The sequence below is a fragment of the Candidatus Nitronauta litoralis genome (assembly GCA_015698285.1).
Classification (GTDB): domain Bacteria; phylum Nitrospinota; class Nitrospinia; order Nitrospinales; family Nitrospinaceae; genus Nitronauta; species Nitronauta litoralis.
In genome coordinates, this window is sequence record CP048685.1 from 2,737,202 (window position 1) to 2,762,177 (window position 24,976).

The 24,976-nt window shown below is 46.0% G+C and carries 24 protein-coding genes; 10 read left to right on the plus strand and 14 right to left on the minus strand.

All coding sequences use genetic code 11. The features are described 5' to 3' along the window. Positions 1 to 104 precede the first annotated feature (104 nt). Both mazG and hemW read right to left on the minus strand, forming a co-directional pair. Complete coding sequence (gene mazG, locus G3M70_12445) at positions 105 to 899, minus strand: nucleoside triphosphate pyrophosphohydrolase (GenBank protein ID QPJ62639.1); 795 nt, start codon at positions 897 to 899, stop codon at positions 105 to 107. Beyond that, positions 896 to 2,059: a radical SAM family heme chaperone HemW gene (gene hemW / locus G3M70_12450; protein QPJ62640.1), complete on the minus strand. Its 1,164-nt coding sequence runs from the start codon at positions 2,057 to 2,059 to the stop codon at positions 896 to 898. The genes mazG and hemW overlap by 4 nt, the downstream gene beginning before the upstream one ends. Before the next feature lie 88 nt (positions 2,060 to 2,147). Between hemW and G3M70_12455 the strand changes: the two genes are divergently transcribed. The 7 genes from G3M70_12455 (at position 2,148) to G3M70_12485 (ending at position 8,747) form a co-directional block, all read left to right on the plus strand. After that, positions 2,148 to 3,095: a GTPase Era gene (locus G3M70_12455; GenBank protein ID QPJ63804.1), complete on the plus strand. Its 948-nt coding sequence runs from the start codon at positions 2,148 to 2,150 to the stop codon at positions 3,093 to 3,095. Next, positions 3,082 to 3,846, plus strand: coding sequence for a type I methionyl aminopeptidase (gene map, locus G3M70_12460; GenBank protein ID QPJ62641.1), 765 nt, complete (start codon positions 3,082 to 3,084; stop codon positions 3,844 to 3,846). The genes G3M70_12455 and map overlap by 14 nt, the downstream gene beginning before the upstream one ends. Before the next feature lie 270 nt (positions 3,847 to 4,116). Next, positions 4,117 to 4,593 (plus strand): bacterioferritin, encoded by a 477-nt coding sequence (gene bfr / locus G3M70_12465; protein ID QPJ62642.1) that lies wholly within the window; start codon positions 4,117 to 4,119, stop codon positions 4,591 to 4,593. Between the two features lie 470 nt (positions 4,594 to 5,063). Next, positions 5,064 to 5,327: a (2Fe-2S) ferredoxin domain-containing protein gene (locus tag G3M70_12470; GenBank protein QPJ62643.1), complete on the plus strand. Its 264-nt coding sequence runs from the start codon at positions 5,064 to 5,066 to the stop codon at positions 5,325 to 5,327. 91 nt (positions 5,328 to 5,418) lie between these two features. Next, positions 5,419 to 5,715, plus strand: a complete 297-nt coding sequence (locus tag G3M70_12475; GenBank protein QPJ62644.1) for a DUF2325 domain-containing protein — start codon at positions 5,419 to 5,421, stop codon at positions 5,713 to 5,715. After that, complete coding sequence (locus G3M70_12480; protein ID QPJ62645.1) at positions 5,712 to 6,128, plus strand: hypothetical protein; 417 nt, start codon at positions 5,712 to 5,714, stop codon at positions 6,126 to 6,128. The genes G3M70_12475 and G3M70_12480 overlap by 4 nt, the downstream gene beginning before the upstream one ends. Before the next feature lie 267 nt (positions 6,129 to 6,395). Next, positions 6,396 to 8,747 (plus strand): TonB-dependent receptor, encoded by a 2,352-nt coding sequence (locus G3M70_12485; protein QPJ62646.1) that lies wholly within the window; start codon positions 6,396 to 6,398, stop codon positions 8,745 to 8,747. A gap of 101 nt (positions 8,748 to 8,848) precedes the next feature. On the opposite strand, the gene G3M70_12490 is transcribed toward G3M70_12485, so the two are convergent. The 4 genes from G3M70_12490 to G3M70_12505 all read right to left on the minus strand — a co-directional run bounded on the left by G3M70_12490 (position 8,849) and on the right by G3M70_12505 (position 12,676). Then, on the minus strand, positions 8,849 to 9,829 hold the full coding sequence (locus G3M70_12490) for a hypothetical protein (protein ID QPJ62647.1): 981 nt from the start codon (positions 9,827 to 9,829) through the stop codon (positions 8,849 to 8,851). Between the two features lie 12 nt (positions 9,830 to 9,841). Next, on the minus strand, positions 9,842 to 10,849 hold the full coding sequence (locus G3M70_12495) for a glycosyltransferase family 2 protein (protein ID QPJ62648.1): 1,008 nt from the start codon (positions 10,847 to 10,849) through the stop codon (positions 9,842 to 9,844). A gap of 7 nt (positions 10,850 to 10,856) precedes the next feature. Continuing rightward, complete coding sequence (locus G3M70_12500; protein QPJ62649.1) at positions 10,857 to 11,873, minus strand: hypothetical protein; 1,017 nt, start codon at positions 11,871 to 11,873, stop codon at positions 10,857 to 10,859. A 110-nt stretch (positions 11,874 to 11,983) separates the two neighbouring features. Next, positions 11,984 to 12,676, minus strand: a complete 693-nt coding sequence (locus G3M70_12505) for an L-2-amino-thiazoline-4-carboxylic acid hydrolase (protein ID QPJ62650.1) — start codon at positions 12,674 to 12,676, stop codon at positions 11,984 to 11,986. 193 nt (positions 12,677 to 12,869) lie between these two features. Between G3M70_12505 and G3M70_12510 the strand changes: the two genes are divergently transcribed. The 3 genes from G3M70_12510 to G3M70_12520 are packed head-to-tail and all read left to right on the plus strand — an operon-like array spanning position 12,870 to position 15,733. Next, a complete protein-coding gene (locus G3M70_12510) occupies positions 12,870 to 13,982 on the plus strand; it encodes an FAD-dependent oxidoreductase (protein ID QPJ62651.1) in 1,113 nt (370 codons plus the stop codon). A 29-nt stretch (positions 13,983 to 14,011) separates the two neighbouring features. After that, positions 14,012 to 15,361 carry an adenosylmethionine--8-amino-7-oxononanoate transaminase gene (gene bioA / locus G3M70_12515; protein QPJ62652.1) on the plus strand — a complete coding sequence of 450 codons (1,350 nt, stop codon included), beginning with the start codon at positions 14,012 to 14,014 and terminating at the stop codon, positions 15,359 to 15,361. 3 nt (positions 15,362 to 15,364) lie between these two features. Continuing rightward, complete coding sequence (locus tag G3M70_12520; GenBank protein QPJ62653.1) at positions 15,365 to 15,733, plus strand: 6-carboxytetrahydropterin synthase; 369 nt, start codon at positions 15,365 to 15,367, stop codon at positions 15,731 to 15,733. Between the two features lie 6 nt (positions 15,734 to 15,739). On the opposite strand, the gene G3M70_12525 is transcribed toward G3M70_12520, so the two are convergent. The 8 genes from G3M70_12525 to bioD form a co-directional block, all read right to left on the minus strand. Next, positions 15,740 to 18,154 carry an MMPL family transporter gene (locus G3M70_12525; protein ID QPJ62654.1) on the minus strand — a complete coding sequence of 805 codons (2,415 nt, stop codon included), beginning with the start codon at positions 18,152 to 18,154 and terminating at the stop codon, positions 15,740 to 15,742. Next, the gene (locus G3M70_12530; GenBank protein ID QPJ62655.1) at positions 18,138 to 18,989 is read right to left on the minus strand and encodes a CDP-alcohol phosphatidyltransferase family protein; all 852 of its coding nucleotides are present in this window, start codon (positions 18,987 to 18,989) and stop codon (positions 18,138 to 18,140) included. The genes G3M70_12525 and G3M70_12530 overlap by 17 nt, the downstream gene beginning before the upstream one ends. Next, complete coding sequence (locus G3M70_12535) at positions 18,980 to 19,990, minus strand: NAD(P)-dependent oxidoreductase (protein ID QPJ62656.1); 1,011 nt, start codon at positions 19,988 to 19,990, stop codon at positions 18,980 to 18,982. Before G3M70_12535 ends, G3M70_12530 begins: the two co-directional genes overlap by 10 nt. Continuing rightward, positions 19,968 to 21,089, minus strand: a complete 1,122-nt coding sequence (locus G3M70_12540; GenBank protein QPJ62657.1) for a hypothetical protein — start codon at positions 21,087 to 21,089, stop codon at positions 19,968 to 19,970. The genes G3M70_12535 and G3M70_12540 overlap by 23 nt, the downstream gene beginning before the upstream one ends. Before the next feature lie 2 nt (positions 21,090 to 21,091). Then, positions 21,092 to 22,375: a pyridoxal phosphate-dependent aminotransferase family protein gene (locus tag G3M70_12545; protein ID QPJ63805.1), complete on the minus strand. Its 1,284-nt coding sequence runs from the start codon at positions 22,373 to 22,375 to the stop codon at positions 21,092 to 21,094. Between the two features lie 426 nt (positions 22,376 to 22,801). Then, positions 22,802 to 23,461 carry a hypothetical protein gene (locus G3M70_12550; GenBank protein ID QPJ62658.1) on the minus strand — a complete coding sequence of 220 codons (660 nt, stop codon included), beginning with the start codon at positions 23,459 to 23,461 and terminating at the stop codon, positions 22,802 to 22,804. A gap of 47 nt (positions 23,462 to 23,508) precedes the next feature. Further along, complete coding sequence (locus G3M70_12555; protein ID QPJ62659.1) at positions 23,509 to 24,138, minus strand: hypothetical protein; 630 nt, start codon at positions 24,136 to 24,138, stop codon at positions 23,509 to 23,511. Then, entirely contained in the window at positions 24,135 to 24,848 is a 714-nt protein-coding gene (bioD, locus tag G3M70_12560) for a dethiobiotin synthase (GenBank protein QPJ62660.1), read from the minus strand. The genes G3M70_12555 and bioD overlap by 4 nt, the downstream gene beginning before the upstream one ends. Positions 24,849 to 24,976: the final 128 nt, after the last annotated feature.

A 24,976-nucleotide genomic window follows, 5' to 3' on the forward strand; every position in this document is an offset into this window, starting at 1 on the left:
CGTTCAGAATGACAAGCGGTATTTTTTGTCTTGTTGTAAAGATTATCTTTGCAAGCTTAAACCACATTCGGGATTTCAAATGCCATTTTGTCTTTAAGCAATAGTCACAGTTTCTTCGCTTCCTGCCAGTATCGCTCCATTTCCTCGAGCGATGTTTCCTTTAAAGTTTTGCCACGTTTCGCCACTTCCTGTTCGATGTGTTGAAAACGTTTAATGAATTTGTTGCTGGTGCCACGCAAAGCCTCTTCAGCATCTATCTTTTTATAACGTGCCAGATTGACAATGACAAACAGCAGGTCCCCCATCTCTTCAGTCATATGAGGAGTGTCGTCATCCCTGAAGGCCTCTTTAAATTCTTCGACCTCTTCGTCGAGCTTGGCGATTACATCTTCTACCTGGTCCCAGTCGAATCCCTGTTTGGCGGCTTTCTTTTGCAGTTTCTGGGCACGCGCCAGGCCCGGTAAGGCCTTCGGCACATTGTCGAGGACAGATTTCTGATTCTGGTTGCCTTTTTCCTGTTTCTTGATCTCATCCCACTGGTGCAATACTTTTTCCGGTGTGTCTGTCTCTGATTTTTTACTGAAAACGTGTGGGTGGCGACGGATCATTTTTTCCGACAGATTTTCGATCACATCTGTGATGTTGAACTCACCGCGATTTTCCGAAATTTTACTGTGAAAAAGAATCTGGTACAGGAGGTCGCCCATCTCATCGACGATTTTTTCAGGTTGATTGCCGTCAAGCGCTTCAAGTGTTTCGTAGGTTTCTTCTACCAGGTAAGGCTTCAGTGATTCACGGGTCTGTACCAGGTCCCACGGGCATCCGCCTTCACTCATCAGGGTGTCCACGATGGATGTTAACCGGGAAAAGGCTGCTTCGGGTTTTTTAGAAGAGTTCATACTGTTTCTTGGGATGAGGGTGGTGAAATAAATTCCAGAATAACCGAATCGGCAAGATACAGTCCCTGCTCAGTGAGTGCAAGATGTCCGTTATCAAGAGTGATTAATTTTTTTTCCAGTAGTTTGGTCAGGGTGTCGCCGAATACACTGGTGAGGCCTGTTGCGTACCGCTGTTCGAAGCTGTTGATATTGACTCCTTCTTTCAGACGAAGGCCGAGCATCAGGCTTTCCCCCATCGATTCTTGTGGAGAGAGTTCCTCTTTAAAATCGGTGGCTGAGTTTCGAGTGATGATGGATTGAGTGTATTTTGCCGGAGACTTGATATTGCGTGAGCGTACCCCGTTTATATAGGAAGAAGCTCCGGCACCAAGTCCAAGATGTTCTCCGTTCAGCCAGTAAAGGCGGTTATGTCGGCACTCATAGCCATGATGGGCAAAATTTGAAATTTCGTATTGATTGAAGCCACGGTCTTTCAGGGTTGCAATAGTGTACTGGAATAGTTCCAGTTGATGCGTTTCCTCAGGCATCACCAGGTTGCCTGAATCGTAGAGGTTTTTGAAAGACGTGTTGGGTTCAATCATCAGGTTGTAACAGGAGATGTGATCCGGTTGGAGATCGAGTGCCCGGTTGAGATTTTGCTGCCAGGTTTCCAAAGATTGGTCCGGCAGGGCGAACATCAGGTCCAAGGAAAGGTTACCGAAACCAGCTTCACGGGCTGCATGGACTGTGGTGTCAATTTCATCTCCGGAATGGATTCTTTCCAGGAGTTTTAATTCATCTGGATTGAAAGACTGAGCTCCGATACTGATCCTGTTGAACCCGGAATTTTTTACATGTGGTAGAAAATCCGGTTTGATGGTGCCGGGGTTTGCTTCCAGTGTGATTTCGCAGTCGCTGCTGAGTTGGTAATGTTGCTTGCATGTTTCGAGTAAGAAGAGAAGTTGATCAGCTTCCAGAGTTGTGGGGGTGCCCCCTCCAAAGAATATGGAACTGATGGTTGTGCTGGATTCCAACGATTCTGCACGCGTTTCAATTTCCCGTGCAATTGCATTGACGTAGGCTTGGGGGTCCTGACCCTCAAGCGGATGTGAATTAAAATCACAATAGCCGCATTTGTGGATGCAAAAGGGGATATGGAGGTAGAGTCCGAAGGGATTCATTCTTTTTTATAAAGCATAAACATTGCTTGGATTGGTATTCATCCTATAATACAATCAATCCCTTTTAAGCAGGGGACAATTTTTGGTGATTACAACGGAGGCAACTGTTTCGGACAAGACGCAAGCAGGAGAGGGAACCGGTTTTCGATCTGGCTATGTCAGCCTGGTGGGCAAGCCGAATGTAGGCAAATCTACATTGCTCAACAGGTTGGTGGCGAGAAAACTTGCCGCGATGTCCCGCAGACCCCAGACAACCCGCAACAAGATCACAGGTGTGTGTCACCTTGAAGGAGGACAGATAATCCTGCTGGACACTCCGGGTATTCACCAGGCGACGAACGCTCTTAACAAGCGTATGGTGAAAGCCGCCATTCAGACCTTTAATGATGCCGACCGGATTCTTTTTATGGTCAGTGCTCCGGATGGCTTTACCCCTGAAGACCGATTTGTGCTTGAAGCTTTAAAGTCATCGTCGACACCGATGACACTGGCTATTAACAAGCTGGATCGGGTTGCCAAACCGGAATTGCTCAGCCTTATGGACCTCCTCCAAAAGGAGGATACGTTTGAAGATATTGTGCCCATCTCTGCTCTAAAAGAAGATGGCCTGGATGTGTTGAAAGAGGTTTTATTGAGTGGGTTGCCGGAAGGTCCTGCTTATTTCCCCGATGATCTGGTCACCGATTGTCCGGAAGAGTTTTTGACTGGAGAAATCATTCGTGAAAAGATAATCAAATTGACCCATCTTGAACTACCGTATGCAGTTGCTGTGGTGGTGGAGTCTATGAGAGAGGGTATAAAAGAGGGTGTGACTGTAATTGATGCAACGGTTTATGCAGAAAAAGCATCTCAAAAGAGGATCTTGATTGGTTCTGGCGGACAACTGATAAAAAAAATCGGCACCCAGGCACGTGAGGAGCTGGAACGGCGACTGGGAGGGAAAGTAGTTCTCAAGCTATTTGTGAAAGTAAAGCCCGGTTGGCGTGATAATTCGAAAACTTTAAAGGAATTGGTTTATATCCATGATCCATCTTAAGACAGATGATGAAATAAATGAGATGAGGAAGTCCTGCCATCTGGCAGCTGAGGTTCTCGTTATGATTGAACCTCATATCAAGCCTGGTGTGACAACACAGGCGCTCAACGATATATGCCACGATTACATCCTGTCCCATGGAGCAATTCCAGCGCCTCTTAATTACAAGGGATTCCCTCGCAGCATCTGTACATCGGTAAATGATGAAATTTGTCACGGTATTCCATCTGAAAGAAAACTGCGCAACGGAGATATTGTGAATCTCGATATCACCACGATTGTCGACGGCTGGCATGGAGATACGAACAAAACCTTTTTTGTTGGCTCACCTCGTAAACAGGCCCAAAAACTATATGATGCCACGCGCGAATCTCTTCAAAAGGCCATCAAAGTTGTCCGACCAGGAGCCCATCTTGGAGATATTGGAGCGACTATTCAAGGTTATGTTGAGCCTCTGGGTTATTCGGTAGTGAGGGAGTTCTGTGGCCACGGAATCGGACGAAACTTTCATGAAGAACCCCAGGTGCTTCATTTCGGAAAATTTGGAAAGGGTCCCGTTCTTCAAAAAGGCATGACCTTTACCATTGAGCCAATGATTAACCAGGGAGCAGCCCATTTGAAAGTATTGGATGACAACTGGACCGCGGTTACCCTGGATGGATCTCTCTCGGCTCAATTTGAGCACACGCTGTGTGTTACCAGTGATGGATGCGAAGTTATGACCCGGCTCGAAGGAAAGACTGACTTCTAAAAGATAATAAATTTTTCGCTATTTCCTGAGAACAGTTTTCAAGAAGTTATATTGCTGAAACCAGTAACCCTGTTGAACCCTCTTGTGTGCAGGAGATAGCCAGCTAGAAGTTTGATGTTTTGAGAATAGAAATCAAATTCGATTATCGTGTTAAGTCCTTATAAATAAAAGCGTTGAAACCTTTTTGAAAATATGTCATCTTAATTATTGTAGGGCATGCGGGACGCTCCGCGGGCCCAATTTCATTCCCAATTTGAAAGGAACTGGCCCATGAAAGGCGAGAAAAAAGTAATCGATGCCCTGAATGATGTACTCACAGCAGAATTAACAGCGATCAACATTTACTATCTGCATTACAAAATGCAGGAAGACTGGGGTTACGAAAAAATAGCGGCACATTCAAAAGAAGAATCAATGGGCGAAATGAAGCATGCCAATAAGATTATCGAGCGGATTCTTTTTCTGGATGGTGCGCCCAATATGGCACGCTACGATGAAATCCTGGTGGGCAACACGGTAGAGCAACAGTTGAAGAATCAATTAAAGATCGAAAACAACCACGTGCAAAGACTGCGCAAACACATCAAGCTCTGTTCAGAAAAGAGCGACTTTGGTACCAAGGAAATGCTGGATGAGATCCTGGTGGAAACCGAAGACTCAGTGGATTGGCTTGAGACTCAGTTCGTGCGTATCAAGGATGTTGGTATCCAGAATTACCTGGCAGAACATATGAGCACAGACGAGTAAAGCACAGGTTATTTTTAAATTTAAAGGCACCTCCTTTTGGAGGTGCCTTTTTTTTGTTGGCGTATTTGTAAGAATAATTTGAAAGAGTCGACTTGCAAAAGAGGCGCAGGAATTAATAGATAGTAAATTTACTGGTACAAAACAGTAATGAAAAAGTTCTATGCCCGGAGTTATTATTTGATGATGGTCCTGAACCTGTGGATTTTCAATTTCTTCGCGGGTGAAAAGTCATTTGCAGCAGGGCAGGGCTTGCCGAGATTGTTTTAGGCCCCTGAGTTTGTTGGTTAGGCAGATTGGATTAATTCAGATTGGGGAGTGAATTTTTCCTTGGATTGTGGGTTAAGAAAGGCAGCAAAGAAAGGCCTTAGTGCGAATACAAAAATACTTTCAGAAAAAACTAAAATAATGTTGACAGATGAGAGGAGCTCTGTCATACTGAGAATGGTTATCAAAATTAACGGGTAATTGAGATGTCACGAGGAAAAAAGAAAATCAAAATCTGCACAGGCCCGGGTTGCAAAGCCTGGGAATCGGAAAAGATTTCGGGGCACCTGGCAGGAATGGAAGACACGATCCGCAAACAAGGATATGAAGTGTATTACGTTTCCTGCCTGAACAAGTGCGGCGGTGGAGCCTGCGTTCAGTTTAATCCCGGGAAGCGCTTGTTCAAGCTCAGAAAGCCACAGGAAGCAAGTCAAATCATCCCAATGGAAGTGAAAGTTGCAGTTGCTTAAGGGTTGATTTTTTTTGCCCTTTTAATTTTTGAAAATGATTATCAAAATCTAATTTGATTGAGAATAACCTTTTATTTGAGGTAATAAAAAAATGACGGTCGCAATTTTAGGCGGTTTGGACAGATTGAAAAATAATTATGAAAAACAGGCTAAAAATCTGGGAATGGATGTTCGGGTCTTTTCCCGCCGGGTTCCAAATCTTCCTAAACGGCTTCAGGATGTCAGCGGGATCGTGGTTTTTACAGGCACAATTTCCCACCCTCTTGTTATTGAAGCCGTTAAGGTTGCCCGGAGCCGTGGGATTCCAATTGAGAGGAGTCATACCAGTAGTATTTCAGGTCTCAAGCGTTGCCTTGGGGAGATGAGCCGGAAAGGATTGGTTTCATGAGTACAACACCTTATGCACGAATTTTATTTATCCATTCTCATCGGCAGGAAGCTTTGGCCGCGGCCTTGATTCTTAGTCGAATTGGACCTCAAGTACAATTGTCTGCCAAAGCGTGGGAAGGGTGCCATTTGGCTTCACATGGACTTTTTGATCTCATTGTGGTGGATGACAGCCTGGAAGAGATCCCGATAAATGAATTGTTTTTTAAATTATCGTTTGAAAATAGAAAATCCACATTGATTCTTTCTGATAACAAAGAATTTATTTCCAATCCCGGGGTCAATTTTCCAGGGGCACTGGATGTATTAAAAAAAACATCCCGTCCTATGGAGCTGGTTGCGACAATTTGCGAAATATTGATCAATAAATTTGAGAAGGAACATCAGGAGGCCCCACAGCTTATTATAAATTAACCTTTTAATTTTAATGGCTTAGCTTATTTTTGAAAATAGTACTCAAAAAAAGGTTGACTTTGATAACGAATATCAATATATATTTCAGAACGTTGAAAAAATTTCCCAGTTTTCAAGGTTGGGAAACTTCCGGTTTAAAGACGCGAGGGGCGTTTTTAGGGTTTTCAACAGTTTTCAAAATGAAAATTCTAAAAGTATGAGGCTGGAAATTTGGTTTTTCCGCCTTGTTTTACTTTTGGGAAGGACCTTTGGAGGGTAAACGTAAATATGAAAGGCAGTGATATGAATCGACCTGAGAGGAGAAGGGTTGCCAAATATGCAGGGGGAGCGGCTTTATTGAGCATGGCCCTTGGCATTATGGCAAATTCGGCCTTAGCAGAGGACAAGAGTAAAAAACAGATGTACCTCAACGAAGTTGCTGTTATCGGTTCGAAGGAAGCGGTAAAGGATGTTGCGGGTTCAGCATACTTTGTGGATACAAAGGAAATCCGTACGCAGAACCAGACAGATATTAACCGTGTCTTGCGTAAAGTGCCTGGTGTTTACGTTCGGGAAGAAGATGGGTTTGGCCTGTTCCCGAATATCAGTTTGCGTGGTGTGGATCCGGGACGTAGCCAGAAAGTCACGATCATGGAAGACGGAATCCTCACGGCGCCGGCTCCTTATTCAGCGCCGGGCGCATATTACTCGCCAAATGTTGCTCGTATGGAATCAGTAGAAGTCCTTAAAGGTTCAACTACTGTCCGGTATGGCCCTTATATTACCGGTGGTGTCATCAATTTCAATTCCACAGCTATTCCAGACGCCGAGGAGTATTATTCAAAGTCTTCCTTCGGAAGTTTCAACGAAATTCGAAACCACACTTATTTCGGAAATACCATCGAAACATCCATTGGTAATATTGGTTTCATGGCAGAAAATTACCATAGGAACAATACTGGATTTAGAACTCCGCAAATCACCAAGAATAATCTGACTCCGCAGTCGGATACCGGTTTGACCCAGTCGGAGCAAACGTTCAAATTGATGTGGGAGCCGAAGTCCAGCATGTACCAACGGTTTGAGGTCAAGCTGGGTCACACTGACATGCAGTTCAATGACGGTTACCTTGGTCAGACTCAGGCTCAGTTCCGCATGGACCCATTTAACCGCTTTGATGGTGCCAGATTTGATCAGATGAATCAGGAAAGTTTCAGAACTTACTTGCGCCATATGATTGAGTTTAGCCCAGACACCAAACTGGTAACTACGGGTTACGGAAACCATTTCACTCGGCACTGGTTCAAGTTGAACAATTGCCGGAATGTTAGCGGTGGTGTTGGTAACCTTAGTTTGGGGCAGTGTGTAGCCAATACAAATGGGGCCAATTTACTTTCCGGTTCGCCTGGGGTTTCGGGAGCACTTCGAATTCGGAATAATGACCGTGATTACTACCTGTATGGAGTTCAGGCGGTTCTTGATCATCACCTGACTCTTGGCCCGACTGACCACCAGATGCAATTTGGTGTTCGTTATCATTCGGACCAGATCCGTCGGTGGCAATCGCGAGAGCAGCTAACCATCAACACCAATGCGGATATTACTGCAAGAGCGACCACAGCTCCTGGCTCACAGGGAAATCAGTTGCAGAATACGGATGCATTAGCGGTTCATTTAGAAGATAAAATTGAATGGGGACGTTTCACCTTTACTCCTGGTATTCGATTTGAATATATCGATCAGGAATTTACCAGTTTAGGTGTTCCGGGGGCTCTCCCTCCCTCCATGTACAGTGATATCGGACTTTGGGGTGGTGGAGGAAGCCTGAACTACAACATTATTGATGATAGTCGGCACCGTGCCGATGTCTTCGGTAGCGTAATCAGAGGGTTCAGCCCTCCTGGTCCTTCCGCCACGATTGAAACCAGTGCGACAGACTTTAAGGTATTGCCTGAGCGTAGTACCGGTGCCGAGATTGGAACGCGTTACCACAATAATGAGCTTGCCTTCGAAACGGAATTGATCTATTTCCGGACGGATTTCAGCAACCTGATCGTGACTGGAAATGTTGCAGCAGGTGCCGGAAACAGTCAGAATCTGGGATCAGTTCTATCAGAAGGCATTGAATTCCAGGTTCGCCATGATCCAGGGCAGCATCGTGGATGGAGCTTTAACAACCCCTGGTATTTCTCATTGACTTATACCGATGCAACTGTGACATCCAGTAATGCGATCACTACGGCACCAAGCGATGGCAATGCGATTTTTGCAGCAGCATTTAATGGTGCGGAAGTGCCTTATGTTCCGGAGATCCAGTTTGCTCTTGGAACGGGCATTGAGTATGGTCCATTTGGGATTTATCTGGATACCCAGTACGTAGACGAAACGTTCGCTTCCGGAAACAATTCTCCTCTGGAGATTGATCCGGCCACAGGTACTCCTGATGCCCGGTTCGGTATGACAGACAGTTTTTTCCTGGTGGATCTCACCGTGAACTACCAGGCGCATAAGAACGTAAGACTGTTCACCAACTTTAAGAATATTACGGATGATCATTACATCGCCACTCGGGTGCCTCATGGGGCTCGTCCTGGCGCACCGTTCTCAATGCTGGGAGGCGTAGAAATTACGATCTTCTAGTTCCACTAGTTCCAAATTCAAGTAAAAAACTGGCGTAAGAACCAGATTCCGGTGACTCCTCCCCAGATCCTCCTCCTTGGGGACAGGAGTCACCGGTTTTTTTATTTGGATGTCAGTTTTGAAAGAAATTCCACGATGCGCTTTAACCCGCAGCCATCAATCAGCTTCCTTCCTGCGGTGCTCATGGAATCCAGATTAGCAGGGGTGGTTTGAAGCGCCTGGATCAATGTATCGTGATTCACTTTTCCGGGTTGGCCTGCCAGTCGGGTGGCCCCTTCTTCCTCCAGGCCCTTTGCCAGAACTTCCTGATGAGCCACCTGCGGGACCACAAACGCTGGTGTTCCAGAAGCCAGAGCTTCGTGAAGGGTTACTCCGCCAGAGCAGATCACCGCGTCGTGTTGAAGAAAAAGGGGGGCTAACGAGTTGGGTTGTGCCTGGTTTTTTACCCGCGGGCTTTTTAAAAGCTTCGAAAAGTTTTCATCGGCAATAAACCCTGGTCCTGAAACCACGGTAATTTTTAATTCAGGAAAACTTTCCAGCAACGGAGCGACCACTCTCGAAGTGAGTTTGTTGGGATCCGTACCCCCCATAGTAATCAGCAGGGATTGAATTCCATTGGAAAAATCACGCGGTTCTTTAGAAACCGTTTCGTATTCAGGTGCGAGCAGTGAATAGTTCCAGCCGAACAGAGTTTTGACCTGTTCAGCGATCTCCCTGCAAAATTGCGGAGGCAGGTTACTGTCTATCAGGCAATCGAGATGATTCCGTCCGCTTCCGAGATCCTCGAATCCAACCACATATTTTGCTGACGTCCTGATTTGAGAAATTAATTCGGGTATCGTTTCATGAATATCAAGGATGGCAAGGTTTATTGAGGAGGGTAGAAGTTCCAGGAACTCATTCTGGCTTTTTACTGGTGCCATGACAAGGCCGTCAGGAGGAGGCCCAAGCCGTTCGTAGTCGTCTGGGAAGAGAGTTACGTTGTATCCTGACTTCGCCAGGGCTTTCGCGAGATGGCATTGCCGGACCCAATGTCCGAATCCCGCCTGATGCGAGACTTTGACTCGAATAACAGCTTTCATGGAGGGAATGCTTTAAAGGGAAACAGGAAGAACCTGGTTTTCCAGGGAACTGGTGCTTTTAGGCGCTGGCTTCCGATTGTGGCGGCCGCTGTTGATCTTGTTGAGGATTTCCCCGTCATCAAAGACAGTCTCGGTTTTTTCCCGTTTCCGGCTTTTCAGGGCCTGGGGTAAACGGGGCAGGGCCATAAAAATTGCAGCCCAGAAACGAAACCGTCCTGAAAAAAGATCACGCAGCAAATAAAGTGGAATCGCCCATAGAAATTCCCGGGTCAATTCATCGTTCAGTATGTTTTTAATGACGAACAGGTAATTGTTGCGGGCTGATATCCGGCCAATCTGCTTTAGTTTTTTCTGCCGGGTGATGGTACCGCGCACTTTATGATAGGCAATCGATTCAGGGTCATAGACCACCTCCCAGCCGCGCTTCAGGGCACGATAAGACAGGTCGATTTCTTCATAATAAAGAGGGTGGTAAAGCGAATCGAATCCTCCCAGTTCCAGATAGCGCTCCCGATCAACCATCATCGCGCCACCGCAGGCAAACAGGGTCTGGCTTTTATCAAAAGCATCTTTTTCGTAAAGGTGAAAATGTCCGTGTCTGAAATACCCGCCCCGGTTTCCATACAGAAAGCTGGTTTCATCAAAATCGTAGATTCGTCCACTTGCGGCAAAGACAGGATTGTCCCGGTCATCGAAATGTTTTGCCAGGTGGCTCAGGGATTCAGGATGGAGTTTAATATCGTTATTGAGCAGCATGATAACCGGAGAATCAGCAAGCTTCGCTGCATGGTTGTTGGCTCCCTGAAATCCCAGGTTGCGCGGGGTTTTTTCCGCCCGGACCCATGGAAAGTCTTTTTCCAGTACGGAGAGGCTGTCATCGGAACCGCAATCATCAATCACCATCACTTCATAGGAGTGAGCCGGGTCATTCTCAACCGCACGTTTGAGGGTGGGCAGGCATTCTCGAAGCAGGTCCCTGCCGTTCCAGTTGGTGACGATTAAGGTGATGTCGTGTGCCATTGGTTTCTTAACCTGATGAGGTGTTTAATAGGTTATCGATTAGAGTTTTTATGTCCCGTTCCCCGTGAGTCTCTATTTTATCTTTTACGGTTAATTTGAGGGCTTTCTTGATCGAATCCTGCCATTCCAGGTTGTAAAAAGGCTCTGAAGCCAGAATTTGTCCAATGTTATTGTCTGTTAAAAATGATTGAACCGCTTCAAATTCCTTGAAACCGGGTCTTTCACAGGTGACCACCGGTTTATTGTGGGAAAACGCTGTTGCCAGTGTGGAGTAACCCGCTTTTGTGAGCACGAGGTCTGATGACGCCATAAGGTCCGGAAATGCGAAATGCTCATCGAGAACTTCGAGATTGGGGCAGGCAATGTCTTCAGGAACCTCATCCCGGGTCAGGAAAAAATAATCGCTCATTTGCTCAAGCTTCTGCCATTGAATCTCAGAACAATCGTATTGACCCAGATAGATAAAAACCCATGGTCGATTGCGCGCGTTTTCAGGAAGAAGCTCCTGTAGCTCGTTGCGGATATCACATCCGGGCAGACTGAGCAGGCCGATTGTTTCAAGCCTCGGAATGACATTGTTTTCCAAATGAAGTTGAGGCAGGACCTGCATATTACAAGTTGAATAATGATCTCGAAGAGTGGAAATCAACTCTGGATACCGGGAAGCTTCCGGAAATCCGGAATAGATGTCGTGCCAATTGAAATTGGCAATCACCATTGAAGGAATTCCAATTTCACTTGCAGCTTTTATTGGAACGGACGGCACATCCGAGATAAGCAGGTCGATTTCATTCTCTTCCAGCCATTGAATTTCCTTTTCGCACAAGGATTCCTCGTGTTCAAGGAATTGGGCAAGATTTAAAAACGACCGTGGCCGGTCCACTGCAATAAAATCGGCCTGGGCACAACCTGTATCAAGGGATACTTTGCGGAAGGTGAGTTCGGGAGTAAAACGGCGAAAATAGCTCTCCGGGATTTCACTGGCGATGAAGAACTGGAAATGGGGGGCAAGTTCTTTCAGCACCACAGCGGACCGGGCGGCATGCCCGTATCCGTGAGAGCTGATGGTGTAGGCGATCCTTTTTATGATGGTGTCCAGTGGCTGGAAATAAGAAACTTACTCCGAAAAAGCCTTTATTTCGCTGGAGAGTATTTAAACTGGCAAAAACTTCCCAACTTGGAGAAGGTGTTGGAGAGTTTCAGATCAACATAATCCTCGCGCGCTTTCCAGGGGATGCGATCAAAGTCGCAGGCAGACTCGATAAAGTCCACTCGGCCATAACGAATGAAAAAGGAATGGAACCAGCATTTTTTCATTTTAAAATCCCAGTTCTTGTCCGTGGCTTTTTTGGTATCTCTTAAAAAACCTCTCCATGAATACATGGCGTCCATACGAGCTTCACCATTGTCCACAAATGTTTTGAATGGATTGTCGCTTGCTTTTTCTTCAGCAACCTGCTTTTCAGTTTCTTCCCGAGTCCATTCCGTGAGTGCTTGAGTGACAATTCCGCGTGCTTTGACGGTGTGGATATTGAAATCGTCAAGAGCCAGATGAGCGAGATAAATGAACAGAGCCACGGTCAAAAGATGCTGTTCATCTTCAGGTAAATCATCGCCATCTTCATATTGCCAAAGACGGTTAAAATTGGTTCGGATGTCATCAAAATTGATTTCGACCTTGTCGGCTTTTAATAAGTCGAAAATAGGTTTTACTCGATCCGCTCGATCCGGTGGGGGGGTATCGTCATCTTCCTCCGGGATCAGTCGTTCAAGAACTTCTTCCTCTTCGTCTTCTGTTCCCTGAGTTAAATTGGCTTCTTCGTTCATTTTTTTTCCAGATAATTAGGGTTGCAGAGCCAGTTGGAAATGGCCCCTGATGGTGAATTGTTGTGGATTAAAAATAGCATAGGGCCGGGAAAAAGATCAAGGTATTGCTGGAAATCAAAAAGGTCTGGGGCTGGCAGGGAAGGGTAAAGTTGGATACAATAAGCCCTTCTTCAAGAATATGCTGGAACTAAAAATGGATAATCAGCGTTTTGATATTGTCATTGTTGGTGCTGGGGTCATAGGCCACAGCATCGCATTTCGCCTTCTGAGGACCGAACCGGGGCTAAAAATAGCTATTGTTGGAGATCCGGTAAATTCGCTCATGGCATCCCGGGCTGCAGCGGGTATGCTGGCTCCTTTTTGTGAATGTTACCAGCCGGACCGGTTTTTTGAGTTTTGCCGTGCTTCGCTTGAAAAATACCCCTCATTTGTCCAGGAATTACAGAAAGTCAGCGAGGTCAAGGTCCCGCTTTCCATGGCAGGATCGATCATGCCCTATAAATCGGTTGAGGACCAATGGGACAATCGTCTGGCATTTTTTAAAGACCAGAACATTCCACATGAGGTATGGACTGCTGAATCGGTAAAATCACGTTTACCTTTTCTTGCAGAAGGTTGTGGCCCTGTCCTCTGGGTGGAAGAAGGCCAGATCAATAACCGGAGATTGCATGATGCCCTGATGGTGGCTTCCAAAAACCTGGGAGCTGCGGTGATCAATGCTAATGTTACGGGTTTTGTCCATGACAGTACCCGGATTGATAGGGTGGTGACCGATTCAGGTGATATCGAGAGCGAGCGTTTTGTTCTTGCATCGGGCAGCTGGTCCCAACAACTGGCAGGGGTTCTCGGTGTATCGCTGCCTCTCAAACCCATTAAGGGGCAGATGTGTCGGTTGCGGGTGGAAGACAGCAAACTTCCCTACACAGTTCATGGGTTCCTCACGTACATCGCGCCCTGGCGGGAGGGAAATGGATTTGTCATTGGCTCGACGATGGAGGACGATGGGTTCAACCCCGTAGTTGAAGAAAAAGTGATCCAGAAACTCATTGAAGATGCAGCAGAGATTTTACCCTGTCTGAAAACAGCACCGCTTATTGAATCCTGGTCAGGTCTGCGGCCTGCTGCAGAAGATCAGATGCCGATCATGGGCAAAAGCGCACGCTACTCGAATTTATTTTATTCTACCGGGCACTTCAGAAATGGAATCCTTCAAACGCCCAATCAGGCGGATTATATGGCTGCGTCTATACTGAATACTCTGAAGGAGCCTGTTCCGGAATTTTCTCCGGTCCGGTATGGTTTGTGATTTCCGCCCTCCATGACAAAATATTGAAAATGAACGACCCCGACCTTTTGCTGGATCTCAGAAATATCTGGCATCCCTGTACACCTTCTGGAGATCCGGAACAGACTCCTTTGCTATTGGTTGATAAGGCTGAAGGGGTTTATCTTATTGATCGGGAGGGGAATCGCTACATGGATGTTATCTCTTCCTGGTGGGTCAACCTTCTCGGGCACAATCATCCTCGTTTGAACAAGGCTTTAAGTTTGCAACTGGAAAAAATGGCCCACGTCATGTTCGCTGGTATCACTCACGAGCCTGCAATTAATCTGGCAGAAAACCTTGTTCAGTTGACACCGGAGAACCTGACCCGTGTTTTTTTCTCGGACAATGGATCAACATCAGTTGAGATTGCACTCAAGATGAGCCTGCAGTATTGGAGGCAGGCTGGAAGGGTAAAGAAAAACAGATTTGTTTATTTGAAAGATGGATATCACGGTGAAACCCTTGGGGCCTTGTCTGTTTGTGGCAGCGGATTGTTTCGCGACAAGTTCGATGAGGTGTTGATGGAGAACATAGAAGTTGAAGGTCCGGATTGCCTGCGATGTCCATTTGGCTTGAAAAGGGAATCCTGTAATGCAGAATGCTTTGATTCCATGAAAAATACCCTGGAGACGCATCATGAATCATTAGCCGGGGTGGTCGTGGAGCCACTGGTACAGGGGGCGGCTGGCATGAAGATGTATCCGCCAGTGTATTTAAAAAAACTGGAAGATGCCTGTGAAGCCGTCAATGTCCATGTGATATTTGATGAAGTGGCAACGGGGTTTTACAGGACGGGTTCGAGATTTGTTTGTGAAGGGCATGAGTTAAACCCAAACTTTCTGTGTTTATCCAAGGGTATTACCTCGGGTTACCTTCCCCTTGCTGCAACGTTGACGGAAGATTCAATTTATGAAGGGTTTAAGGGAGAGTTTGAAGATTTTAACTGGTTTGTGCATAGCCATAGCTATAGCGCAAATCCCCTGGGTTGTGCGGTTGCGAATGAAACGCTCTCAATTCTGGAAGAGCCTGAATTTTTTGAGTCTCTTGGAGGAAAAGTAAAAACTATGAAGGAGTCGGCTTCTTTGCTTGAAGAATTGCCCTGGTGTGGGGAATACCGACAGACCGGAATGATCGGTGCTTTGGAGCTGGTCCAGAATCAAAAAGATCTGACCCCATTTCCAATAAAACAACGGGTGGGGTACAAAATTTTCAAAGAAGGATTAAAGCGTGGATTGTTCTTGCGTCCACTGGGAAATGTTGTCTATTTCATTCCACCTTATGCGATAAGTGAAGAGGAAATAAAATTGATGGTCCGTTCGTCCGCAGAATCCGTTCGGACGGTACTTGAAAAGGAGTGATGGATGTATGAAGTGATAGCCACAACCCGGTTTTCTGCAGCCCATAGACTGAAGTATCTTGACGGGAAATTTGAAAACCTGCATGGGCACAACTGGACTGCTACCGTTACCGTTTCTGCGCGGGAGGTAAACGCCATGGGAGTGGGCATTGATTTTGTCGAGCTGAAAAAAGAAACCGATGAACTGCTTACGAAACTGGATTACCAGACGATCAATGATGTTCCCCCATTTGACAAGCTGAATCCTTCAGCCGAAAACATTGCCTGCTGGGTGTATAAGGAGCTTTCGAAAAAATTAAATACCGATGCTGTGAAGGTGAAACAGGTTGAGATTCGTGAAATGCCAGATTGTGGTGCGATCTATTTTGAATAGAAGAAATCAATCGATATTTTTTTCCAGATCCTTTTTTGACATGACAAACTTCAAACGGTGATTTTTCCAGGCGAACAGAGCTGGCAGCATGATGAGCGCGCAAATGGTGCAGGTGATGATGCCAACTTCGACTACCTCTGCAATAGAGCGGATACCTGCGTGGTGTGCCACATTCAGGCTCATATAGCCAGCCAGACTGGTCAAGGCGGACAACAGGATTGAACTGCCGGTTTCCTTAACCGAGTTGATCGGATCCGATGAAGGGTCATCCAGTATGTGATGCCCAAGATAGATGCAATGGTCAATCATGATGCCGACGATTGAAGGTAGCATCACAATATTGATGAAATTCAGTTTGATGTTGAATAAGGCCATCAAAGCACCGGTTAAGGCCAGCCCCGTAAATAATGGCAGAAAGGTTTTAAGTGCCAGTATCGGGTTGCGCAAGTCTATCAAGAGGATGATGAAAACAAGCGTCAACGCGACTCCCATGGCCATCGGGCCTTTTTCGATGACCCAGTCCATTATGGCGGCAGCAATCAGGTTTTCATTCAGCACCTGAACCTGGATGCCTTTTTCTTTTAGTTTGGATTTGAGCTCTGTGATTTCATCATCTAACTGGTAGATATTGCGGACATCAAAAAAGTTTTTGTCCGCGGGGGAAAATATCAGGAGAACATATTCACCGCCTGCAGCAAAACGTTGTTTGAGAACTTCAGGGATTGCGCTTTCATCAAAAGGATCGGCATTGACAAGTTGTTTTAACTTTTCGAAACGGGTTGTCCCTAGTGAGATTTCGATGATGTCATTTTCTTTCTTAAATAACTTCTGAATCCTTTTCAGGATTTCCTGTTTTGAATCGTATTCCCTTTGGCTGAAAAGGTTGAGCGAAGAGTGAATCCCTATGGTGGTTTGGTCCCCGAATTTTCTTTTGATTTCTTCCAGCGCACGGTGAATTTCGAACAGGTCCTCTTTGTTGTGCGTGACAACAACCGTCGGTGAAAAAGCGAATCCAAAATCATCCGTCGTTTCTGTTTCGTATTCCGCTGCTGGAGATTCTCCCTTAAGCTTTTCAAAGTCGTATTCAAATTCCACTTTTGGGATTAGAAAAATGCTCGCCGTCATCAACAGAACGAACAAAGCGGAAAGGAAGTAGGGGGTATTGCTATAGAGATTAGAGATTCTTAAGGAAAATAAACGAGGTTGTGGCTTTTGTAGCCAATGGATTTTGTCGTAAAACAAAACCTGGGCTGGGAACAGAAAGTAATAGGAAAAAAATGCGCAGACAATTCCAATCGAAGCTATTACACCGAATTCTGAAAACCCTTTGAAGTCCGAAACAATTAGAAGTGAAAACACTCCGATAGTGGTGCACATCGCTACCGTTCCTGATCGCCCAACTTGTGTAACCACCAGCTCTACCGCTTTTTCTACTGACAACCCTTTGAGGAGCTCCTGTTTGAACCGGATATACAGGTGAATTCCGTAATCGATTCCCAGACCCATTAAAATCGCAACCAGAAAACCGGAAATGATGTTGACGTGGCCTATGATGAGACGGGTCAGGGCGAAGGTGTAGGTCAGAGAAATAAACAGGGGGAAGATCGTGAACGGGATAGAAAACCAGGAGCGGGTGTAGATGAAGATCAAGGCTGTTGCCAGGATAGCCGCAAGGATAGCCGCGCGGGTCAAATCCTGAATGATGATTTTGCTTTCTTCAAGACGGGGAATCATCGACCCAGTTAGTCGAATAGCCAATCCCGGGTGCTGTTCCTCCAGTTTTGATTCAGCTATAGAGGTTCGTATGTTATCTACAAACCGTTGGGTGAAGTCAGTATTTGTGACTGCGCCTTTAGGCTGGACGAACATGTAATAACGTTTCTGGCTTTTCCCCTTGTAGAACGGATTGATCTCATCAAATATCTGGTAATCGTCTGAAAGCGATTGCAACTCGCCCGGATTGTACAATTCCCGGCTGCCGAAAAAATTACTGAAAGAAGTGCGGGCAAATTCCACCGCGCCGATCATCAGGTTTTCAAGTTTTTTCAGGTCTGAAACAGAAGCCAGAAGAAGCTGCCGGTTATCCAGAAACTCTTTTGGTAATTTCCAGTCAACAAACCGCGTTCCCTCCACATTAGATAACCTTTCGGCCAGAACTTTTAAAACGGGAGGCGCCTTAGCCTGCTCCAGTCCTTCCAGGACCACCACCAGCGGTCCGGATCCGCCAGTTTTATCGACTACCTGATGAAATTCCTGGACCAGTTCCAGCTCCTGCGGCAACAGGTTATCCATTCGAGAGTCATAGCGAAGGTCTTTGGCGACCCAGATAGAAATTGCGCTTAATATCAAACCAATGAGCAATACCCTGCCCGGGGCTCTGTGCGTGACTTTGAGAAAGCACCAGTTAAGAAGACGTCTCATACCGTATCCGGGTGTTGTGGATGTAAAGGGTTAAGATTAACTGGGCAGCGGCAATTATTGTCAAAGGCAAAAGTAGTGCCGGTAGACTGCCTGTCACTCCACCTAAGGCCATAATAAAAAAAACGAGGTCTGGTCCGTTCCATTTCCAAAGAGATAAAACCTTTTTGTTGGCCTTATAGAATGCAATCCTTTGATCTGTGGGCCATGATTTTTTTGAAGAATTAGCTGCACCAGAACGTCCTTCAAATACCATGCGCTGAAACCTGAGATACCCATGATACAACGTAAGTAACACTGATGGAGTGGATTTCATCTGGGATTCGATTTTGTCTTGTTCCATTTGAGCCCAATCTTCTCCATCCTTGATTCGGGCGGTCATTGCCTGTTTAGAATAATCGTAGGCGATGGCTCTCAAAATAGTGATGAAGGTCAGCCCGAACAGAGTGGGGATTGTTTCAGAGAAACCGAGACCAATACCCACCACAACACCCAGGTTGGCAATATAACCCCCGACTCCATCGATCAATCGTCCGAGATCACTCGCCATGTTTTTAGCTCTGGCCAGTTGGCCGTCGACACAATCAAGAATTAAACTGGCTTCAAATAACAGGCCCCCTACCAACAGCCCTTCAACGTTTCCCAGGCTGAATTCCCAGGCCGCTGCCAATCCAAATAAAACGGAAACCAGAGTTACTTGATTTGGGGTGATCGGTGTATATGTTAAGGGTTTGACCAAAGCTCCGGCTATCGGGACGTGCGCGTATCGATTTATGGGTTCGACAAGATCATCAAGGACATGGGAAGTTATTTCGTCTTTGGAATTGTTCACAGCCATCCCTTTTCCTTGTACCAGTCGAGGGTGATTTTTAGCCCTCTTTCTAACGAATATTCCGGACGAAAATCATAAGCGTTGAAAAACTTATCTGCCGATGCGGTCCAGGCTAGCTGGCGAATATCTTTAACTCTCTGTCTATCCAGAAACGCAGGTTGATTCAACAAAGCGCCTTTCATTTCGGAGACCATACCTGCAAAACGGATGAGGCTTAAAGGCAGGGTCAGCTTTCTGGGATTGACATTGAGAATATTCGAGGCAATTCGAGACACCTCTTCCCATGAATAAACCTCGCCATCTGTTACCAGATAAACGGGGTTTTCTTTTTCAGGAGACTCAGCGGCCAATAAAATGGCTTTCACAAGGTCGTGTACATTAACGATCGACAGGTGTCTCGGTTCATTCCCAACTTGTATGCGCCATCCCTGTTTTAGCTTCTGGAGGTAGGAAAAAAAGTTCTGTTCTCTTTCACCGTAAACCACAGGAGGTCGAATCACCACCATTGGCAGTCGTTCACAGTATTCGAGAGCGATTTTTTCTCCTGCGAGCTTTGATTTTCCATAATGAGTGACGGGATGACAGGGGGTCTCATCGTTCACAGGATCCGGAGGATTGGGGGAAGGCCCTATAGCGGCGAGGCTGCTTAAGTGGATGATCGAATTCAAGTGATCAGCATGGGGTATCAAAAGTTCGAATAGGGCTCGGCAGGCATCCGCGTTCACCTCAAAGTAATCCTGCCGGGTTTTGGCGGAGGTAAGGCCTGCACAATGAAACACATGTTGAATTTCATTGAGACAATCGTCGGGTAATTCCGGGTTTGTGATATCAGTTTCATGCAGGGTGATGTTTTGAGTGGGGAGCCATTTTAAATTTGAAGATTTTCTGACAATACAATGAACACGGCAGCCCCGATTGATGAGGGCTTCTACCAGATGGCTTCCGATGAAACCCGTTCCGCCGGTGACGAGAACGGCGGTTCCCTCAAGATTGGAGATTGCGTTCATAAATTCGGTGGAGCTTGTATTGCTGGCCGCCCAGCCGTTTAATTGGCTCAACAATCGCAGGGTTGTCTTCGAGTAACCAGGATTGGTCACACAGGTTAATTTTATTATCGACGCCCCATTGGTAGGTGCGGCGATAAAATACGAGATCGATTCCCAGACGCCGGAATTTTTTTTTCACTCCAAGGGTCAGTGTCCTGATGGCATCTGCTTTTTTTCTTCCAAATAAAAGGTGACGAAATCCAAACGGAAAAAGTTTTCCCTTTATCTTTTTTAAAGTTTGATTGAAATCTGGAAGGGATAATGAAAACCCGGCAGGCTCCCCGTTTATTTCCGCGATGAAACATAATTCCGGGATCAGAATGGCTTTCATTTCACTGGCTGCAAACCAGAATTCTTTTCGCGTCATGGGAACGAATCCCCAGTTTTTACTCCATGCATCGTTGTAGATATCCCAGATAATATCAAGCTCTTTATTGAATTGGTCAGGTTTTATTTTTCGAATTTGGAACCGGCCTCGTTTCATCAACTTTTCCTCGGCTCTTACCATGTAGTCGGGTACTTTTATGGGGATTAAGCCCAGGTTTAAAAGGTCTTTTGCTTTGGTAAATCCCCATTGCTCAAGGAGGGCGGCGTAGTATTCAGGATTGTAGGTGATTCCTAATGCAGGTGGCGAATCAAACCCTTCTATAAGCAAACCACATTCATGGTTTGACGACAGATTCATAGGACCGCGCAAGCTGTCCAGTTTTCTAACCTTGCACCAGTTTTTTACATTGTCCAGGAGGGCTTTGGCCGCTTCGTAATTATTGATGCATTCAAACAAGCCAAAAAATCCGACTTTCTCATTGTGATATTCATTCGAAGCGTGGTCGAGAACGGCTGAAATGCGGCCAGCGATTTGGCCGTAACTGTCTTTTAATAGAAAATGATCTGCTTCCGCGTGATCGAAAAAAGGATTGCAGGAAGGATTGAGGAACTTACGCCGTTCAAATTCCAGTGGAAAAATATAATTCGGGTCGTTTTGGTAAATCTGGTGGGGAACTCTCAGGAAACGAGTCAGGTCACCGGGAGTGGATACCTTTAAAACCTCCCAGCCCATATCTACTGTGCAATGATGCCGAGATCGGTCCCGAGTTTTTTAAAGGTTGCGAGGATGTGGTCCAGTTCTTGTCGCGTGTGACAACTGGTATAACTACTGCGGATCATCGCATGGAAGGGAGGAACTACTGGGGAAACTGCTACACCGGCAAAAATCCCATTTTCAAACAGGAGTTTATTGAAGTAAAGCGTCAAGGTTTCATCACCAATTTTGATGGGAACAATGGGAACCTGATTGTTGTTGATCTGGAATCCCATATCGAAAAACCCTTTTTTGATGTAGGCCGTATTGTCCTGCAAACGGTTGAGACGCTCGGGTTCGCTGATCAGAATGTCCAGCGCCCGGGTCACCCCTGCAACTGAAGCCGGGGGGAGGGCTGCGGTAAAAATAAAAGCGGAGGCTTTGTGCCTGATGTATTCCGTTATTTTTGCATTGCCACCGACAAACCCGCCGATGGAACCAAGACTTTTTGAAAAGGTGCCAACATAAAGGTCGATTTCCTTTTCAAGATTGTAATAGTGGGTGAGTCCCTGCCCTCTGTTGCCCATGACACCCAGTCCATGCGCCTCATCCACCATGACGTTGGCTTTATAGTCCCGTGCCAGTTTCACGATCCCGGGCAAATTAGCAATATCGCCACTCATGCTGAAGACACTATCGGTGATTATCAACTTTCCGTCGACATCAGAAAATTTCTTCAGCAGATGTTCCAGGTGGTCCATGTCATTGTGATGGTAACGAACCGTCTTTCCGGGTGCTACAGCACAACCTTCGTAAATACTTGCGTGATTTTCCCGGTCTGAAAAAGCGATGTCCTGTCGTCCAAGGAGGCAGGCGATAGTTCCCTGATTGGCCTGGTAGCCGGTAGACATGACGATACAGTCTTCCTGACTGATGAATTCGGATAGTTCTTTTTCAAGGGTTTTATGAAGACTCAATGTGCCATTCAAAAAACGACTGCCAGTGCAGCCGGATCCAAAATCGGTCAATGCTTTTTGACTGGATTCGATGACGCGAATATCGTGAGTGAGCCCCAGGTAATTGTTGGTTGAGACTGTTACGAGGTCTTTTCCGTCAATGGTCACACGCGCTCCATTCATTCCCTCGATAACCTTGAAGAAGGGGTAAATGTCGAGTTCCTTGACCTGGTTTGGAGCGTCGTAGTTGAAACATTTGGACAGAATGCCGTCACCTTTATTGTTCGTGGTACGAAGGTGAGCACTCTGAAAATCAAATTTCTCCTTAAGTACGGAGATGATTTTATTTTTACGCTGATGGGGGGGGATGTTTTGAAGGGCTTCTTCTGCTAGGGGAAGTTGTTTTGAATCCACGGCGACCGTATAGCTCCCTGTTCAATTCGAACGTTCAATAGGCCTGATTTCTGATAAGGCTTGAAGTTGAAATCTTTTTGAAAATGTATGGGTATGCCTTTCCCTCCACCCAGGGCAGGCTCTCAAAGGTGGATTTTACCACCCAAAGAGTTATTTCAGGCTATCAAATCTAATAAGTTTTGGCAAGCCAAAATAAACCCAAAACCCCTGATTTTATAATGAGATGGAGGGAATGTTCCAAGGGAAATGGAATGTAAAGGAAAAATCACCTGAGTTTAACGAAGTGGATTTAAATTTTGAAATGTTAATAAAATTAAAATTCGAGGTGAGATTGTTTGTAAGAAAACCACCCGGGCAGTTTGGGAGATAGTTTTAGTGTCGCTATTCTTCAGGACTTAAAAACAGTCGGAATGCAGGGTCCTCGAACATTTTTTGAAGGGTCAGGGAGATGGCGTTGTTGATGAATTGCTCATTCTTGAATTCCCCGGTGAGGAGGTTTTGCGATTTATCCTGATAAGTCTGGTATAGCTTTTTGTATTTCTTGTCAGGTTTACTGGCAAGCACTCCAAGAGCCGTTCTTAACCGGACCTTCTTTTGGGGGATTTTGATTTTGGGGTCTTCAAAATTAGTGAGCATCCGAAGATGTAAAATTTGAACTTCTAATCTGCGGTCAGCTTCCTGATTTGACTCGACGGGCAAGAACCCCAATCTCCTCAACCCATTTCGTACCTGGGTTTCAATAGGATCATCAACTGAACCCTTGGGGTATATATTGACTTTTCCAAGGGGCCCCACCAAGGGTGTTTTGAGACCCGAGTCTTTTTCAAAAATGGCGCGGCGGGCTCTTTTATCAATCACCTTGACGCTAACCTTCATTCCCTGGCCCATGTCGTTTTCGCGCAGGTACAATTCCGGGTTGATGTTAACGCGGTGGTCGGTCGCACAGCCTGAGGCCAGGCTGAGAAGAATAAGAAGGGCTGGAAGCTGCGAGGATTTTAATATTTGGATCAGCATGGCCGCTAATTTACCATGGAAAGCCATTTGTGACCTCATTGAAATTAAAATTATGTCAGCCGTCAACCAGAAGATTATTTTTTAAGTCGATTGGTTCGCCAAAAAGCCCATGTGCAGACAACCAGAATCAAAACTCCCGTCCGAAACCACCAGGTGCCAGTGAACCACCAGGTAGTATCAATTGTTTCTGCGCGTTTAAGAGGTATGTCGGGCAATTTTTTAGGCGGCGCAAGAAATGCGGTTAATTTTTGATGGCAATCCTTCAGCAGGGCAGTCAGTTCTGCGCCCGAATTTTCTGGCTTGTCAAACCCTTGCAGCATTCCTCCGCAGAACATAAGGGTTGGGACGGCTCTGGAGGTTTCCCCCAGTGAGTCCACCATTTCCGCAAACAGGGCTTTGTTTTCCGGGAATTGGGTGACTTCTTTTTGCTGGAGGTTGACCCAGGAAAAGCGTGATTGTAAATCTTCGAGAAAAGGTTTAGCGCGGCGGCAATGTGGACATTCTTTGGACCAGAAAAAATATAGATACAGTTTGATGTCACCGCTTGGTGACTTTTCATACCATGGTCCATTTCCCTTAAAAAGCTTTTGGTTCGATTGGGCATTGGTGGGGCAGGGTGTTGAGAAAAGCAAAACCAGACCCATGGCGATAAGGACAATTCGTTTTGAATTACTGTTTTGGAGTTTTAGGTACGATGGATTCATGGGGTCGGAAACGGCTGAAAGTTTAAAGAACCACCAGCTTCTATTATGCGGTCTGGGCTTAAATTATTCACTGTTGTTTCTTCAATAAAGGGTATTTCTGCCAAAACAGGAAGTCCCGTCCATTGGCTTAACAGGGCAGGCTGACTCTGTTCAATCAGGGAGAGCGGTGTGGGGTCGGTTTTGTTAAATATCAGACCGGAAACAGACAACCCTTTCTGGCGAGCTGCCTCGAGTGTCAGAAGGGTATGGTTTTGAGTCCCCAGGCTGTACCGGGTCACAAGAATAAGGGGTAACTTTAGATTCGCGGCAAGATCGGCGACAACAGTTTCTGAGGTTAACGGAACCATCAATCCTCCTATTCCTTCAACCAGCATACAACTGTGTCGGTCTTTTAGTTTGTTGAAAGCTGAAATGATAGAATCCAGGTCAACTGACCTCCCTTCGGAAAACTCTGCTTGGTAGGGTGATGTCGGGGCCTTAAAACGGAACGGGCAGACCTCAACATCGTTATCTTCTACACCGCCGGTTTCCATCAGAAAACGTGCGTCGGAATTAGACGCTGAAAAGCATTCCGGGTCGACACCGCATTCGACTGGCTTCATCACACCGGGGTTCTCGCCCCGGGTTTTCAGCCATAGGAGAAGAACTGCAGTCGCCACCGTTTTGCCCACTTCAGTGTCTGTTCCGGTGATAAAAAATCCTCTGGTCATAAACCCCTCATGTGTTTGCTGATAAAATCATTGTAAGCAGGGAGTGGAAAAAATGCCACGTTTGGAAGGCGGATTGTTTTGCTCTTGCTAATTTTGTTATAATTCAGCCGGTTATAACTATTGGGTGG

Bases quoted from the DNA above. Each gene is read 5' to 3' on its own strand.
- G3M70_12485 (QPJ62646.1), top strand. From the start codon at position 6,396: ATGAAAGGCAGTGATATGAATCGACCTGAGAGGAGAAGGGTTGCCAAA.
- G3M70_12535 (QPJ62656.1), bottom strand. From the start codon at position 19,990: ATGAACGCAATCTCCAATCTTGAGGGAACCGCCGTTCTCGTCACCGGC.
- G3M70_12470 (QPJ62643.1), top strand. From the start codon at position 5,064: ATGTCACGAGGAAAAAAGAAAATCAAAATCTGCACAGGCCCGGGTTGC.
- mazG (QPJ62639.1), bottom strand. From the start codon at position 899: ATGAACTCTTCTAAAAAACCCGAAGCAGCCTTTTCCCGGTTAACATCC.
- G3M70_12475 (QPJ62644.1), top strand. From the start codon at position 5,419: ATGACGGTCGCAATTTTAGGCGGTTTGGACAGATTGAAAAATAATTAT.
- bioD (QPJ62660.1), bottom strand. From the start codon at position 24,848: ATGACCAGAGGATTTTTTATCACCGGAACAGACACTGAAGTGGGCAAA.
- G3M70_12480 (QPJ62645.1), top strand. From the start codon at position 5,712: ATGAGTACAACACCTTATGCACGAATTTTATTTATCCATTCTCATCGG.
- G3M70_12555 (QPJ62659.1), bottom strand. From the start codon at position 24,138: ATGAATCCATCGTACCTAAAACTCCAAAACAGTAATTCAAAACGAATT.
- map (QPJ62641.1), top strand. From the start codon at position 3,082: ATGATCCATCTTAAGACAGATGATGAAATAAATGAGATGAGGAAGTCC.
- G3M70_12505 (QPJ62650.1), bottom strand. From the start codon at position 12,676: ATGAACGAAGAAGCCAATTTAACTCAGGGAACAGAAGACGAAGAGGAA.
- bioA (QPJ62652.1), top strand. From the start codon at position 14,012: ATGAACGACCCCGACCTTTTGCTGGATCTCAGAAATATCTGGCATCCC.
- G3M70_12525 (QPJ62654.1), bottom strand. From the start codon at position 18,154: ATGAGACGTCTTCTTAACTGGTGCTTTCTCAAAGTCACGCACAGAGCC.
- G3M70_12530 (QPJ62655.1), bottom strand. From the start codon at position 18,989: ATGGCTGTGAACAATTCCAAAGACGAAATAACTTCCCATGTCCTTGAT.
- G3M70_12490 (QPJ62647.1), bottom strand. From the start codon at position 9,829: ATGAAAGCTGTTATTCGAGTCAAAGTCTCGCATCAGGCGGGATTCGGA.
- G3M70_12550 (QPJ62658.1), bottom strand. From the start codon at position 23,461: ATGGCTTTCCATGGTAAATTAGCGGCCATGCTGATCCAAATATTAAAA.
- G3M70_12510 (QPJ62651.1), top strand. From the start codon at position 12,870: ATGGATAATCAGCGTTTTGATATTGTCATTGTTGGTGCTGGGGTCATA.
- G3M70_12495 (QPJ62648.1), bottom strand. From the start codon at position 10,849: ATGGCACACGACATCACCTTAATCGTCACCAACTGGAACGGCAGGGAC.
- G3M70_12540 (QPJ62657.1), bottom strand. From the start codon at position 21,089: ATGGGCTGGGAGGTTTTAAAGGTATCCACTCCCGGTGACCTGACTCGT.
- bfr (QPJ62642.1), top strand. From the start codon at position 4,117: ATGAAAGGCGAGAAAAAAGTAATCGATGCCCTGAATGATGTACTCACA.
- hemW (QPJ62640.1), bottom strand. From the start codon at position 2,059: ATGAATCCCTTCGGACTCTACCTCCATATCCCCTTTTGCATCCACAAA.
- G3M70_12520 (QPJ62653.1), top strand. From the start codon at position 15,365: ATGTATGAAGTGATAGCCACAACCCGGTTTTCTGCAGCCCATAGACTG.